Annotated in this window: 12 protein-coding genes; 7 read left to right on the top strand and 5 right to left on the bottom strand. The window is 67.1% G+C overall.

Annotated elements, in window-relative coordinates; all coding sequences use genetic code 11:
* Positions 1-4: 4 nt before the first annotated feature.
* From HHL27_RS17210 to HHL27_RS17180, 7 genes are all read left to right on the top strand, one after another.
* Entirely contained in the window at positions 5-2,341 is a 2,337-nt protein-coding gene (locus tag HHL27_RS17210) for a DUF2460 domain-containing protein (protein WP_169494621.1), read from the top strand.
* A gap of 1 nt (position 2,342) precedes the next feature.
* Complete coding sequence (locus tag HHL27_RS17205; protein WP_169494620.1) at positions 2,343-3,173, top strand: DUF2163 domain-containing protein; 831 nt, start codon at positions 2,343-2,345, stop codon at positions 3,171-3,173.
* Positions 3,170-3,559 (top strand): C40 family peptidase, encoded by a 390-nt coding sequence (locus HHL27_RS17200; protein WP_169494619.1) that lies wholly within the window; start codon positions 3,170-3,172, stop codon positions 3,557-3,559. The genes HHL27_RS17205 and HHL27_RS17200 overlap by 4 nt, the downstream gene beginning before the upstream one ends.
* Before the next feature lie 9 nt (positions 3,560-3,568).
* Positions 3,569-5,770: a GTA baseplate fiber-binding domain-containing protein gene (locus tag HHL27_RS17195; protein ID WP_169494618.1), complete on the top strand. Its 2,202-nt coding sequence runs from the start codon at positions 3,569-3,571 to the stop codon at positions 5,768-5,770.
* Between the two features lie 29 nt (positions 5,771-5,799).
* The gene (locus HHL27_RS17190) at positions 5,800-6,258 is read left to right on the top strand and encodes a DUF2793 domain-containing protein (RefSeq protein WP_169494617.1); all 459 of its coding nucleotides are present in this window, start codon (positions 5,800-5,802) and stop codon (positions 6,256-6,258) included.
* A 190-nt stretch (positions 6,259-6,448) separates the two neighbouring features.
* Positions 6,449-7,543: an OmpA family protein gene (locus HHL27_RS17185; RefSeq protein WP_169494616.1), complete on the top strand. Its 1,095-nt coding sequence runs from the start codon at positions 6,449-6,451 to the stop codon at positions 7,541-7,543.
* 89 nt (positions 7,544-7,632) lie between these two features.
* On the top strand, positions 7,633-8,160 hold the full coding sequence (locus HHL27_RS17180) for a superoxide dismutase family protein (RefSeq protein WP_240959936.1): 528 nt from the start codon (positions 7,633-7,635) through the stop codon (positions 8,158-8,160).
* Here HHL27_RS17180 and HHL27_RS17175 read toward each other — a convergent pair whose 3' ends face one another.
* The 5 genes from HHL27_RS17175 to HHL27_RS17155 form a co-directional block, all read right to left on the bottom strand.
* Positions 8,161-9,711 carry an MFS transporter gene (locus HHL27_RS17175; protein WP_169494615.1) on the bottom strand — a complete coding sequence of 517 codons (1,551 nt, stop codon included), beginning with the start codon at positions 9,709-9,711 and terminating at the stop codon, positions 8,161-8,163. It lies immediately after the preceding gene.
* Complete coding sequence (queC, locus tag HHL27_RS17170) at positions 9,704-10,399, bottom strand: 7-cyano-7-deazaguanine synthase QueC (RefSeq protein WP_169494614.1); 696 nt, start codon at positions 10,397-10,399, stop codon at positions 9,704-9,706. The genes HHL27_RS17175 and queC overlap by 8 nt, the downstream gene beginning before the upstream one ends.
* 70 nt (positions 10,400-10,469) lie before the next feature.
* Positions 10,470-11,381, bottom strand: a complete 912-nt coding sequence (hslO, locus tag HHL27_RS17165; RefSeq protein ID WP_169494613.1) for an Hsp33 family molecular chaperone HslO — start codon at positions 11,379-11,381, stop codon at positions 10,470-10,472.
* Between the two features lie 2 nt (positions 11,382-11,383).
* A complete protein-coding gene (gene argF, locus HHL27_RS17160; protein WP_169494612.1) occupies positions 11,384-12,313 on the bottom strand; it encodes an ornithine carbamoyltransferase in 930 nt (309 codons plus the stop codon).
* The gene (locus tag HHL27_RS17155) at positions 12,310-13,503 is read right to left on the bottom strand and encodes an aspartate aminotransferase family protein (protein ID WP_169494611.1); all 1,194 of its coding nucleotides are present in this window, start codon (positions 13,501-13,503) and stop codon (positions 12,310-12,312) included. The genes argF and HHL27_RS17155 overlap by 4 nt, the downstream gene beginning before the upstream one ends.
* Positions 13,504-13,543: the final 40 nt, after the last annotated feature.

Genomic DNA, 13,543 nt, shown 5'->3' with positions numbered 1-13,543 from the left:
AGCGATGAGCTTCTGGCTCGCCAAGCAGCGCTCGGTCCAGCAGACCGACGTGATCCAGCGCTTCGACCCGCGCTTCTGGACGGTGGACTTTCCGCGCCCGGCGATGGCGGCGGTGACGACCATCGCACCCGATGCGCTGCGGGTCGACGCGGTGTTCCAGCAAAAGGGCGACCTCGTCGGCCTGATCTGGGAAAGCGAGGACCGCTGGGATCACCCGCTGTTGTCCTATGACACCGACCGCGATTACAGCCGCACGACGCTGTCGTTCCGCTGGCGATCGGGCGGGCTGCTGGCGCTGGACGCGGTCAATGGCCCGACCCTGACGATCGAAGGGCGCGATGCGGCAGGTGTGGCGCGGACCTGGTACGTGCGGCTTTGGAACTATGCCACGGGTTCGACGACCGACGCGCGGATAGAGCTGCCGTTCTCGTCGCTCGCCGGCGGGTTCGTGCTGCCGGGCGAGGCCGATCCGGTCCACCCCGCCGATATCGACCGCATGTTCGTTTCGCTGGTGGCGCCGGGCTATGTTGCGGCGAGCACCACCGCGTTCGCGACGCCGCAGATCGGCTGGGCCGAACTGTCGGACATCCGCTGCGACGGGCACCGGCCGATGCTGACGATCGGCGACGTGATGGTGCCACCGCACAAGCTGGGCATCGCGACGGGTTACGACGACTGCTACAACCAGAGCCCTGCGCGGCTGGTGCGCGCGGTGCAGGGCCTCGGCTACCGTGGCAGCATCAATCACTACATCGGCATGAGCCACTTCTTCTCCCTGAAAGGCGATGGCGCTGGCGGGTTCGTGGTCGATCCGGCCGCAGCGGCGATGAACCCGGCGGCCGGCGCGTGGCACCGGGCGTTCCTGATCGAAGCCAAGAGCGCGGGATACACCGTGATCCTGTCGCAATCGTTCGAGGTTTTGGCGCAGCATTGCCCGGCCGCGTGGCAGCAGCGCACAGCAGCCGGTGATCCCGCGTTGACCGGGTGGAGCCCGCCATCGACGCTGCTTTCCCCCGCGAACACGAGCGCGACCGCCTGGCTGCGCAAGGTGGCGCTGGCGCTGGTGGCGTTGCAGCAGGGGGCGGCGCTTCCGGTACGCTACCAGATCGGTGAGCCGTGGTGGTGGGTGACGGCGGACAAGCAGATCTGCCTGTACGACGATGCGGCCAAGGCTGCGCTGGGCGGAAATCCGGTGGCGATCCCGTCGCTGTCGGGCACGCTGTCCGCCACGCAGCGCAGCCTGCTCGATGCGGCGGGCGTGATCCTGGCGGCGGCAACCAGCGACCTTGCCAACGCGGTGCGTACGGCGGCGGGAGGCGCGGGCGCGGAAGTGCTGCTGCTCGCCTTCCTGCCAACGGTGCTGGACCCGGCAACGCCCGAGGCGCACCGCGCCAACCTGCCGTCCGGCTGGGCCTATCCGGCGTTCGATGTCCTGCAGCTTGAGGACTACGACTGGCTGGTGGCCGGCAAGGAAGCTTTGCGCGCTGCGGCGCGGGCGGCGGCGGAGGCCAGGCTTGGCTACGCGCGCAGCCGCCAGCACTTCCTGTCGGGCTTCGTGTTGACGCCGGGTGACGACATCCCTTGGCGCCGGATCGACGCCGCGGCGGACGAGGCGATTGGCCTGGGCGTTGCCGAAACCTTCATCTGGGCCCTGCCGCAAGTTGCGCGCGACGGCTTCACCCGGTTGCCAGAGACAAGTGAGGATGCGCCCATGCAGGCCTTCGACGACGTGCTGTTTCCCATCGCGCTCGGACGGGCTGCGACGGTGACGCCCGAGTTTTCGACCAACGTGACGATCACCGCATCGGGCTTCGAGCGCCGCAACAGCCTGTGGTCGAACGCGCGGCTGCGCTTCGACGTCGGCCCTGGCGTGCGGTCGGAAGCGGAGCTGGGCGAACTGATCGCGTTCTTCCGGGCGAGGCGCGGGCAAGCGCGCGGCTTCCGCCTGCGCGATCCCTCCGACTACAGCTCCAACGGGATGACGGGCGTGCCCTCGTCCGCCGATCAGGTGATCGGCATCGGCGATGGCGCGAAATCGCGGTTCGCCCTGATCAAGTCGTATGGTGCGGGCGACGAAACGCAGACGCGGCGCATCACCCGGCCACGGCCCGAGAGCGTGATCGTCAGCGTCAACGGGACCGAACGGCACGACTGGACGCTGGCCGATGGCGGCACGATCGTGTTCGCATCGGCCCCCGCCGCCGCTGCGGTGGTCGCCGCCGGCTACCTGTTCGACGTGCCGGTGCGCTTTGCCGAAGACCAGCTCGAGATCAGCGGCGCGGCCTTTGCCGCCGGCGAAGCGCCGACGGTTCCGCTGGTCGAACTGCGCGAGGATGCCTGAGATGAGCGACCCTGCGCGCGTATGGTTTCGCGAAACGCTGGAAACGGTGGCGGTGTGGTGGCGCATCGAGCGGCTGGACGGGGTGACGCTGGGCTTCACCAGCCACGACCGCGACTTGTGGTTCGGCGCGCTGCTGCACCGCACCGCACCCGGCATGACCCCGTCAGCCATCCGCAAGACCGGCAGCCTGGAACCGGACAGCGCCGAGATCGCGGGCGCGCTGAGCCACGACGCGATCCGCGAAGAGGACCTTGCGGCCGGGCGGTTCGACGGGGCCGCGATCATCCTCGGACTGGTCGACTGGGAGACCTTCGAGCAGCAGGAACTCTATCGCGGCACGATCGGCGCGGTCGGCACCGAAGGCGATGGCTTTTCGGCCGAGCTGCTGTCGTTGAAGACCCTGCTCGACCGCGAACTGGTGCCGCGAACATCGCCGACGTGCCGGGCCGAGTTTTGCGGGACGGGTTGCACGCTTTCGGCCGCGCGGTTTTCCTCGCGCGGGACCATCGCGGGCGCTTCTGCCGATGGTACGGCGATCCGCGTGACCACGACGGCTCCGCTTGGGAACCTCGCCTTCGGGCGGGTGCGCATCCTGCACGGCGCTGCCAGTGGCCTGTGGCGCAGGATCGAAAGCGTGAGCGGCGACTGGCTGCTGCTCGACCGGCGGTTCGAGACCGACATCGCGGCTGGAACCGCGGTGCTGCTGCGCGAGGGGTGCGACCACACGATCGAGACCTGCGGCGCGCGATTCGACAATGCGCTGAACTTCCAGGGCGAGCCCTACCTGCCCGGCAACGACCTGCTGGCGCGCTACGCGGTGCCGGGATCATGAACGCGCGGCTGGAGCGCGCGGCGCTGGGCCTTGTCGGCACCCGCTACCGGCTGCACGGGCGCGATCGCGACAGCGGAGTCGATTGCGTGGGCCTCGTCGCACTGGCCATGCGCGAGGCCGGGTATAGCGCGGTCGCTCCGACGGGCTACTCGCTGCGCCATGCGGAGATTGCCGGGCTGGTAGGGATGGCCGGTGCCAACGGGCTCGTCGCGGTGGAAAGCGAGGGCGACCTCGTGCTTGCGATGGCGAACCCGGTCCAGCCGCACCTGCTGATCCGCACGGCGCAAGGCTTCGTCCACGCCCATGCGGGCCTGCGCCGCGTGACCTTGTTGCCCGGCGCCCTGCCCTGGCCAGTCGCGGGCGAATGGCAGCTTCCAGAAGAATAGGAACCACGGATGGCAACGCTGCTTCTCACCGCTGTCGGTACGATCCTTGGCGGCCCCATCGGCGGCGCGATCGGCGCGCTGGCGGGCCGGCAGATCGACAATGCGATCGTTGGCGGACGGACGGTCAAGGGGCCGCGCCTCAAGGAACTGAACGTCCAGTCCTCAAGCTATGGCGACGCCCTGCCGCTGCATTTCGGCACGGTGCGCACGGCGGGCACCGTGATCTGGTCCACCGAACTGGTGGAGCATGAGGAGACGAGCGGTGGCGGCAAGGGCAGGCCGAAGGTCAAGACCTATACGTATACTGTGTCGTTCGCCGTGGCGCTGTCGAGCCGCCCGATCGGATCGATCGGACGCGTCTGGGCGGACGGGAACTTGCTGCGAGGCAGCGCGGGCGACCTCAAGGTCGGCGGGACGATGCGCGTCCACACCGGCCACGGCGACCAGGCACCGGACCCGCTTATGGCGCAGGCCGAAGCCGCCGGCCGCTGCCCAGCCCATCGCGGCGTGGCCATCGCGGTCTTCGAGGACCTTGAACTCGCCAACTTCGGCAATCGCATTCCCTCGCTCTCCTTCGAAGTGCTTGCCGATGACGGCTGCACGGTGGCGAAGGTGCTGGAGACGATCCTTCCCGAAGCGGACTGTTCCCGGATCGACCAGGCGTTCGATGGCTTCAGCATCGACCAGGGTGCGGCCGGCGATACGATCACGGCGATTGGCGCCGCCATTCCCCTTTCCGCCTGGGTGGATCGGGGAACGCTGGTGCTGGCCCACGCCGATCGTCCGCCGTACACGCTGCCGGTTCTGGCGGAACCTTCCGCGACCGAAGAGGACGGCGGCAGGGCGCCGACCAGCGCCGGCTGGTCGAAGCGCCGCGAACCGCTACCCCAGATCGCCAATTGCGCGATCCGCTACTACGATCCCGCGCGCGACTTCCAGCCCGGTTTCCAGCGCGGCAAGGGCAGGAGCGAGCGCGGCGAGCTGCAGGTGATCGACCTGCCCGCCGCGATCGATTCCGACAGCGCGCGCGCCTTCGCCGATGCTGCCGCGCTGCGCCGTTCGCACGCCATGGAGCGGATCACCTATCGCACCGCAGAGATCGATCCGGCACTTCTGTCCGCCCCACTCGTCGAGGTGCCGGTTGCCAGAGGGATCTGGCGGATCGAGGACTGGGAATGGCAGAAGGACGGGGTCCTCCTGAACCTTGCCGCCGTGCCCGCGCTGCAGGGACAGACCACCGCGACGGCGTCGACCACGGATCCCGGCCGCTACAACGCGCCCGCCGACCTCGCCATCACGCCGACGCTGCTCAATGCCTTCGAACTGCCGTGGGATGGCAGCGGCGATGGCAACCAGACGCCATTGTACGTTGCCGCGTCGAGCAGCGGCGGCGGGTGGAGAGGCGCAGCGCTGTTCGGGCGCAAGACCGGCGGTGCGCCGGGTCTCGTGAGCCTGGGGCCGGCCGCTGCGCGCCGCGCGGTCATCGGCCAGACCATCGGGGCGCTGGCGGCGGGATCGCCGATGGTGTTCGACCAGATCAATTCTGTCGACATCCAGCTTGCTTCCACGGACTTCGCGCTGACCGATGCGGACGTGCCCGCCCTGCTCGCCAACGCAGCGAACCGCGCGCTGATCGGATCGGAGATCGTCCAGTTCGGCAAGGCTACGCCGCTCGGTGGCGGGCGCTGGCGGATATCCTCGCTGCTGCGCGGGCGCGGCGGCACGGAGTGGGCCATTGCCACCCACGGTGCGGCGGGCGAACCGTTCGTGCTGCTGGACGACCGCCTGACACAGATAGCCGATACGCAGGCCGGCGAGTTCGACGAGATCTTGGGCGTTGGTCTCAACGATACGACGCCCGCCGCTGCGACCATCATGGGCACGGGCAGCGCCTTGCAACCGCTCAACCCCGTACATGGGCAGGCCGAGGTTCTTCACGACGGCGCCGTGCGTCTTTCATGGGTGCGAAGGGCGCGCGGCGCGTGGCGATGGCTGGATCAGGTCGAGGTTCCGCTGAACGAGGAAAGCGAGAGCTGGGACATCGTGCTAGGCACGATCGAAACCCCGTTGGCGCGCTGGGCGGCATCGACATCGACGATCACCATTCCAGCCGCCCAGTTGCCGCCCGGCGGATCGGGATCGGCCACGTTCCTCGTCCGCCAGATCGGCAGGAACTCGATGTCGAGGCCGCTCGCCATCCCGCTTCCCTGAAGCCCATACCCTCCCCCCGGAGAAACCCTATGACCGACACGATCACCTATCCGACCGTCACGCCGCGGCTTGCCCTGCCACTGCTGTTTGCCGGGCAGAGCCAGAAGGAAACGACGGTCAACGAAGCGCTGGTCCTGACCGACCTGTTGCTGAATGCATCCGTCGAAGGCACGCTGGCGACCCCGCCGGCCACGCCCGTATCGGGCCAGGCGTGGATCGTGGGAGCGTCGCCAACCGGCGCGTTCGCCGGACATGCCCGCCAGATTGCCGCCTGGACTGACGGCGGCTGGCGCTTCGTCACGCCGTTCCAAGGGATGATCGTGCAGGACCGGGCGCGCAACTGCGCCGCACGATACACTACCGACTGGCAGTACGCCGTCGCTCCTGCACTTCCCACGGGCGGCACGGTCGTGGACAGCCAGGCTAGGTCGGCCATTTCCGCGTTGGTAACGCTGCTTGTATCTGCAGGGATTTTTTCGGCAGCCTAGCGGAACCAATCGATGCGTGTGGCATTTGGACGGCACATGAGGGCGTTTTCCACGATGCTTCGCTGCAGAAACAACCACTAGTAGTTGTTTTTGGGCAACAGATTGGATGCCTGCCCGCTTGCATGAATACAATAGAACCGGTAGACATCTGCCACGACGTGGCGTGATTTCGCTAAAAGGGGAAACGATAATGCGGAAACTGGTCCTTGGCTTTGCCTTGGCGTCGACAGCAATGGCGACTCCGGCGCTGGCCCGGAATGATTCCTGGTACGTCGAAGCCGATGGCGGCGCGATGCTGCTGGAGAATTCGGAAGTCAAAGTTGATGGCGTTGCCAACGCCGCAACTCTCGACACGAAGACGGGCTACGACTTCGGCGGGATCGTTGGTTACGACTTCGGCGGTTTCCGCCTTGAGTCGGAAGTGAGCTACCGTCACGCCAAGACGGACTCGCTGGAATACAACGGCACGACCTTCAACCGCGAAGACGGCAACCTGCGTGGCCACGCCCGTGCGCTGAGCTACATGGTCAACGGCCTGCTCGATTTCGGCGATGACGATGGCCTCCAGGGCTTCGTCGGCGGCGGTGTCGGCGTTGCCAACGTTAAGTATCACGTCATCACCCCGGTGAACGTCGGTACCGACGATTCGGACACCAACTTCGCCTGGCAGGTTCTGGCTGGCGTTCGCGCCCCGCTGAACAAGCACTGGGACGTGGGCCTGAAGTACCGTTTCTTCAACGTCAACAACGTGAAGCTGGCCGGCAACGGCCTGATCGCTGGCGTGCCGCTCGAAACCCGCTTCCGCTCGCACTCGCTGCTGGCGACCCTGGCCTACAACTTCGGTGGTGCAGAGCCGATGCCGGAGCCCGCTCCGCCGCCGCCGCCCCCGCCGCCGCCCCCGCCGCCCCCGCCGCCCCCGCCGCCGGCTCCGGTCTGCAACAAGGGTCCGTACATCGTGTTCTTCGACTGGGATAAGTCGGACATCACGCCTGAAGCGGCGACCATTCTCGACAACGCCGTCACGGCTTACGGCAACTGCGCCAACGTTCCGATCATGCTGGCCGGTTACACCGACCGTTCGGGTACGCCGAAGTACAACCTCGGCCTCTCGGCTCGTCGTAACGCTTCGGTCCAGTCGTACCTGACCTCGCACGGCGTGCCGCAGGCTGCGATCACCAGCCAGGCGTTCGGTGAAGCCAACCCGCGCGTTCCGACCGCCGACGGCGTTCGCGAACTGCAGAACCGCCGCGTCGAAATCACTTACGGTCCGGGCTCGGGCATGTAAGCGACCGACAGGTTGTTTTTTGGAAGGGGCCGGAGCAATCCGGCCCCTTCTTCGTTGGTGGCACGACACGACTTCTGCGGGAGGCTCGATTGAACCGGATTGCTCTGCTCACTACCACGGTGGCCGCCCTCGGCCTGTCCGCCTGCGCGACGACGGCGGACACTTCGCGCACGCTCGGCACCGCGGACATGTTCGACGCCAGTGGCAAGCCGGTCGGAACCGCCCGGCTGACCGAGCGCGGTGGATCCGTGATGTTGACGCTCGATGCCAGCAACCTTGCACCCGGTGAGCACGGCCTTCATCTGCATGCCGTCGGAAAGTGCGAGGCGCCGGGCTTCACCTCGGCCGGCCCGCACCTGAACCCGGCCTCACGCGCTCATGGAACGCACAATCCAGCAGGGGCGCATCTTGGCGACCTTCCCAACCTCATGGTGGGAAGCGCGGGCGCCGGAACCGCCACGGCTACGCTGCAGGGCGCTGCCGACACCCTCCTGCCCAGCATCTTCGACCAGGACGGCACGGCAATCGTGGTCCATGCGGGGCCGGACGACTACATGACCGACCCGGCAGGCAACAGCGGCAGCCGTATCGCCTGTGGCGTGTTCAAGCCCGCCTGATCAAGCGCCGCGCGCCTGCTCCTGGCGGTAGCAACTCCGCCAGGCAATCCCCAAGGCGACGAATGCGGGGATCAGCAGCAGAAGCATCGCGCCCAACCCAACCCGCAAGCTGGCGAATTCGGTCGAGATACGTCCCGCGCTATAGGGCCCCAGGGCCAGCCCCAGGATAGTCGCGCCGAGGAAGAAGGCTGCGGTGGCGGTGGCGCGCAGCGATGGTGGCACCAGGTTGACCATCGCGCCCGAGGCACCGCCCAGCCCGGCGCTCATCAGGAACCACATGGGGAAGACCGACAGAAGGAACACGGTCGAGGAGCCGGTCAGCAGCGACACGAGATTGGGCACCAGCGAAAGCGCCGAGGCCACGATCACGATCAGGATCCGTCGCGAATTGCTTCCATTCGCACCGACCCGGTCGCCCAGCGCCCCGCCGGTCACCACGCCCAGGGCGCCACCCGCAGCGGCCGACCCGCCGACGACCAACGCGACGGCCGTGGGCGAAATGGCGTGATACTGCATCGCGAACAGCGGTCCGAACGCGGCGCTTGCGTAGGACACCGCGCTCAGCAGGCCATAGCCGATGTTGAGACCGACAATCGTCGGCGACTTCCAGATGACCTGGTACGCTGCCGGATCCGACAGCCGCAATGAGCTCGCCCATGATATGATCGCGTAAACCCCGGTTCCGAGCGCGATCCATTGCAGGGGGTCGCCCAGCAGCAGGCTGGCCAAGGTGGCTGCCGCAGCGACGAGTGCCAGCGCGATCAGGTTCGACACCAGCGAGGCGCGGCCACGACGCGCCGCGGCAAAAAGCGTGAATGGTGGGACGATTGTGCCGAGATCGGCAACAAAGGCGCGAAGCGCTTGCCGTCCGGGCTGGTTAGGATGCGGGGTTCCTTCATATCGCCCGCGAACCGGCTCGCGCAGACTGCGCACCCAAGCCGACAGCAACAGCCCCGGAATGCCGACGGCAAGGAACGCCGCCTGCCAGCCAGCCAGGCCGAACGGTCGCTCGCTGATCGGAAAGGCATTGTTCCAGGCGCTGGCGATGGACGTGCCGAGGTAGAGTGACACCCCGCCGCCCAGATAAACGCCCGCCGAATAGATCGCGATGGCCGTCGCCCTGCGCCGCGGCGGAAAGTAGTCCGCAAGCAGCGAATAGGCACAGGGCCCTGCCGTTGCTTCGCCCACGCCGACGCCGATGCGGGCCGCGCCCAATTGAACGAACGAACGCGACAGCCCCGAAAGCGCGGTCATTCCCGACCACAGCGCGAGCCCGATCGCCAACAACCGGGTCCTGGCATAGCGATCCGCGAGCTTGCCCAGCGGGATCCCGAACAAGGCATAGAAGACACCGAACGCGGTGCCGTAGAGAAAGCCGAACTGCCCGTCATCAATGGCCAGATCGCGCTTAATGTCGACCGCGAGGATCGTCAGCAGCTGGCGATCGACGAAATTGAGCAGACAGACCAAGACCAGTACGCCCAACGCGTACCAGCTGTACCCTTCGACCCGCGCGCCAATGGCGCCCGGATCCCTAGCAACCTCATCCATATATCGTCCCGTCGTCCAGGCCCGCCTCTTGGAACCCGGCACGACGCAGACGGCAGCTGTCGCATTGACCGCATGCACGGCCATCGGGAAGCGGATCGTAACACGACCAGCTCTCCCCTGCATCAAGCTTAAGCCTTGCAGCTTCACGCGCGATGTCAGCCTTGCGCAAGTGCTGCAGCGGCGCATGCACGGTCACCTTGCCCCCCTTCGCGCCATAGCTCGTGGCGACGCGCGCAAGGCTCTCGAAGCCGGCGACGAATTCCGGGCGGCAGTCCGGATAGCCCGAATAGTCGAGCGCGTTGACGCCGATGAACAGGTCGGCCGATCCCGCCGCTTCGGCCCAGGCCAGCGCCAGCGAGAGGAACACGAGGTTGCGCGCCGGCACATAGGTGATCGGGATATCCGGGCCCACGCCGTCCTTGGGCACGTCGATGTCCGCGGTCAGCGCCGATCCGCCGAACTGCCGCAGATCGAGCGGAAGGATGACGTGCCGCTCCACGCCGACCCGGGTGGCGATGCGCTTGGCGGCATCGAGTTCAACGCGATGCCGCTGGTTGTAATCGATGGTGAGCGCCAGAACGCGGAAGCCCTGCTCCTTGGCAAGGCCTGCGCAGACCATGGAATCGAGCCCGCCCGACAGGAGGACTACCGCGAGAGGCGCGTCGGCGCCGAGGGAGTTTGCGACCATGCCTGATCGCTAGCCTTCGGGCCGGAACGACGCAATGCCGGGCCGCGCGCCAGCGGCGCCTGCGGCAAGATCAGGCGGTCGGCTTGATCACGAAATCCTTCGAACAAAACGCGCAGTCGACGACGATGTCGCCCGCCTCGTTCGCCATCTCCGCCTGTTCGTCGGCCGGGAAGCGCCCGATCAGTTCGCGGTAGTGTTCCAGCGTGCAGCGGCAGCCGCGCACGATCTTTGCCCCCGGTGCCACGCGCACCTCGCGCTCTTCGTGGAACAGGCGCCACAGCAGGTCTTCCAGGCCAAGCGATGCGTCGGACAGTTCAGCCGGGGTGATCGCCCCGCCCATGATCGAGACGTGTTCCCACTGCGGATGATCCAGCCGCACATGCAAGCGCTCGCGCCCCTCCTCGCCTTCGGGAAGGTGCTGCAGCAGCAGGCCACCGGCCGAGGCGTGACCGGGTTCGCAGTTGATGCCAAGCCGGATCAGCGTCGGCACCTGCTCCGACTGCCAGAAATATCGCTCGCAAGCTTCGCGCAGGCTGCCGCCTTCAAGTGGAACGATGCCCTGATAACGCTGGCCCGTCGCGGCAAGGTCGAAGGTGATCGCAAGATAGCCATCGCCGAACAGCGAATGGAGGCTGGGGCTCGGCCCCAGTTCGTCCAGACGGGCACGATCATGACGGACATAGCCGCGCAACTCGCCGTTGCGATAATCGCAGACGAGCAGGTCGACGACACCGTCCTGAGACTGCGCCTGCATGGTGAGCTGGCCTTCGCCATCCTTGAGCAGCGAGCCGAGCAGCGCCGTGACCACCAGCGCTTCGGCCAGCAGGTTGCGGATCGGCAGGGGATAGGCGTGCGCCGACAGGATCGTGTCGAGAACGGGGCCGAGCCGCACCATGCGACCGCGCGTGTCGCGGTCGGGGATCGTGAATTGCAGGATGCGATCGAACCCGGTCCGATCGTCACCCGTTTCCTGCTGCGCCATCGTCAGATCTGTCCAAACACCCAGCGCAGGATCGACTTCTGCGCGTGAATCCGATTTTCCGCTTCGTCCCAGACGGCCGAATGCGGTCCATCGATAACGGCGTCGGTCACTTCCTCGTTCCGGTGCGCCGGCAGGCAGTGCAGGAACACGGCATCCGGTCGCGCCTGCGCCATCAGGCGCTCATCGACCTGGTAGGGCGCCATGGCCGCCAGCTTCGCCTCGGCATGGGCCTGGCCCATCGAGATCCAGGTGTCGGTCACCACCACATCGGCCCCGCGTACCGCTTCGGCGGCATCGCGGTGCACGCTGATCCGCGCGCCCCCGGCTTCGGCCAACGCCATGAAGCCGCCGTCCGGCTCATACCCTTCGGGCACGCCGATGCGGACGTTGAACTTCATCAGCCCCGCCGCCTCGACGATCGAGTTGAGCACGTTATTGCCATCGCCAAGCCACGCGACCTCAAGGCCGGGCAGCGCCTTGCCGCGCTCGATCACGGTCAGCAGGTCCGCCGCGATCTGGCAGGGGTGCGACAGGTCGGTCAGGCCGTTGATGACGGGGACGCTGGCATAATGCGCCAGCTCTTCGACCTTGGCATGATCGTCGGTGCGCAGCATGATCGCGTCGGCCATGCGACTCAGCACGCGCGCCGTGTCGGCGATGGTTTCGCCACGGCCGAGCTGGGTCGTCCCCGAATCGAGAATGACCGCGCTGCCACCCAACTGCCGGATGGCGATGTCGAACGACACGCGCGTGCGGGTCGAATTCTTCTCGAACACCATCGCCAGCACATGGTCGGCAAGCGGCGCGTCGGCGTCGACCCGGCCCTTCGGCTGGCCGACACGCGCGCGCTTGCGGTCGATCGCGTCCGCCAGGATCGCGGCAACGCCGTCCCCGCCCGCATCGGCGAGGTTGAGGAAGTCGCGCTTGCTCATGTCGCAGGGCTTTCGACGCTGTAGCTGGCGGCGGCGGCCGAAAGCTTGTCCATGAACTCGTCGATCTCGGCATCGCCGATCACCAGCGGAGGCAGGATGCGTACGGTCATGTCGCCCGCCGCCACGGTCAGCAGCTGGTGATTGTCGCGCATGTGCGCCACGAACGGACGCGGTTCGATCTTCATCTTCACACCGAGCATCAGCCCGCGCCCGCGCACGAGCTCGAACATGTCGGGGTAGTTGCCGATGAACTGTTCGAGCCGGCCGCGCAGGCGCTCGCCCGTGGCGTTGACCTGCGCCAGGAATTCCGGGTTGGCCACCACGTCGAGCACCGCTTCGCCGGCCGCCATCGCCAGCGGGTTGCCGCCATAGGTGCTGCCGTGCGTGCCGATCACCATGCCGCGCGCCGCCTTTTCGGTGGCGAGGCACGCGCCGACGGGGAAGCCGCCGCCGATGCCCTTGGCCGTCGCCATCACGTCCGGCGTCACGCCGTACTGTTCATAGGCGTAAAGCGTGCCGGTGCGCGCGACGCCGCACTGCACCTCGTCGAAGATCAGCACGAGATCATGCTCGTCGCACAAGGCGCGCAGGCCCTTGAGGAATTCCTCGGACGCATCGCGGATGCCGCCTTCGCCCTGGATCGGTTCGACCAGGAACCCGGCCGTGTTGGGGCCAATCGCTGCCTTGGCGCCTTCGAGATCGTCGAAATCGACGTACTTGAACCCTTCGAGCAGCGGCAGGAAGCCGTGGTGCATCTTTTCCTGGTTCGACGCGCTGATCGTTGCCAGCGTGCGGCCATGGAAGGCGTTCTTGAAGGTGATCAGTTCGTACTTGTCGGTGTTGCCGACGTGCTGGTGATAGGCGCGCGCCGTCTTGATCGCGCATTCCACCGCCTCTGCGCCCGAGTTGGTGAAGAACACCGTGTCGGCAAACGTCAGGTCGACCAGCCGCTGCGCAAGGTGTTCCCCCTGCGGGCTGCCATAGAGGTTGGAGACATGCATCAGCGTAGCGGCCTGGCGCTGGATGGCGCCGATCAGGTGCTCGTTCGAATGGCCGAGCAGGTTCACCGCGATGCCGCTGGCGAAGTCGAGATAGCGGGTGCCGTCCTCGGAAATCAGGTGGCAATGTTCGCCTCGCACCGGACGCACGCCGCACCGGGGGTAGACGGGCATCAGCGGGGTGATCGACATCGGCATCTCCTGTTCATTCACGAATCGGCTCCGCGCTCTG

The sequence above is a fragment of the Novosphingobium olei genome (assembly GCF_012927405.1).
GTDB classification, from domain to species: domain Bacteria; phylum Pseudomonadota; class Alphaproteobacteria; order Sphingomonadales; family Sphingomonadaceae; genus Novosphingobium; species Novosphingobium olei.
The sequence above is the reverse complement of the archived record's forward strand: the minus strand, read 5'-3'. Positions and strand labels throughout refer to the sequence as shown.

Bases quoted from the DNA above. Each gene is read 5' to 3' on its own strand.
- HHL27_RS17210 (WP_169494621.1), top strand. From the start codon at position 5: ATGAGCTTCTGGCTCGCCAAGCAGCGCTCGGTCCAGCAGACCGACGTG.
- HHL27_RS17205 (WP_169494620.1), top strand. From the start codon at position 2,343: ATGAGCGACCCTGCGCGCGTATGGTTTCGCGAAACGCTGGAAACGGTG.
- HHL27_RS17200 (WP_169494619.1), top strand. From the start codon at position 3,170: ATGAACGCGCGGCTGGAGCGCGCGGCGCTGGGCCTTGTCGGCACCCGC.
- HHL27_RS17195 (WP_169494618.1), top strand. From the start codon at position 3,569: ATGGCAACGCTGCTTCTCACCGCTGTCGGTACGATCCTTGGCGGCCCC.
- HHL27_RS17190 (WP_169494617.1), top strand. From the start codon at position 5,800: ATGACCGACACGATCACCTATCCGACCGTCACGCCGCGGCTTGCCCTG.
- HHL27_RS17185 (WP_169494616.1), top strand. From the start codon at position 6,449: ATGCGGAAACTGGTCCTTGGCTTTGCCTTGGCGTCGACAGCAATGGCG.
- HHL27_RS17175 (WP_169494615.1), bottom strand. From the start codon at position 9,711: ATGGATGAGGTTGCTAGGGATCCGGGCGCCATTGGCGCGCGGGTCGAA.
- queC (WP_169494614.1), bottom strand. From the start codon at position 10,399: ATGGTCGCAAACTCCCTCGGCGCCGACGCGCCTCTCGCGGTAGTCCTC.
- hslO (WP_169494613.1), bottom strand. From the start codon at position 11,381: ATGGCGCAGCAGGAAACGGGTGACGATCGGACCGGGTTCGATCGCATC.
- argF (WP_169494612.1), bottom strand. From the start codon at position 12,313: ATGAGCAAGCGCGACTTCCTCAACCTCGCCGATGCGGGCGGGGACGGC.
- HHL27_RS17155 (WP_169494611.1), bottom strand. From the start codon at position 13,503: ATGTCGATCACCCCGCTGATGCCCGTCTACCCCCGGTGCGGCGTGCGT.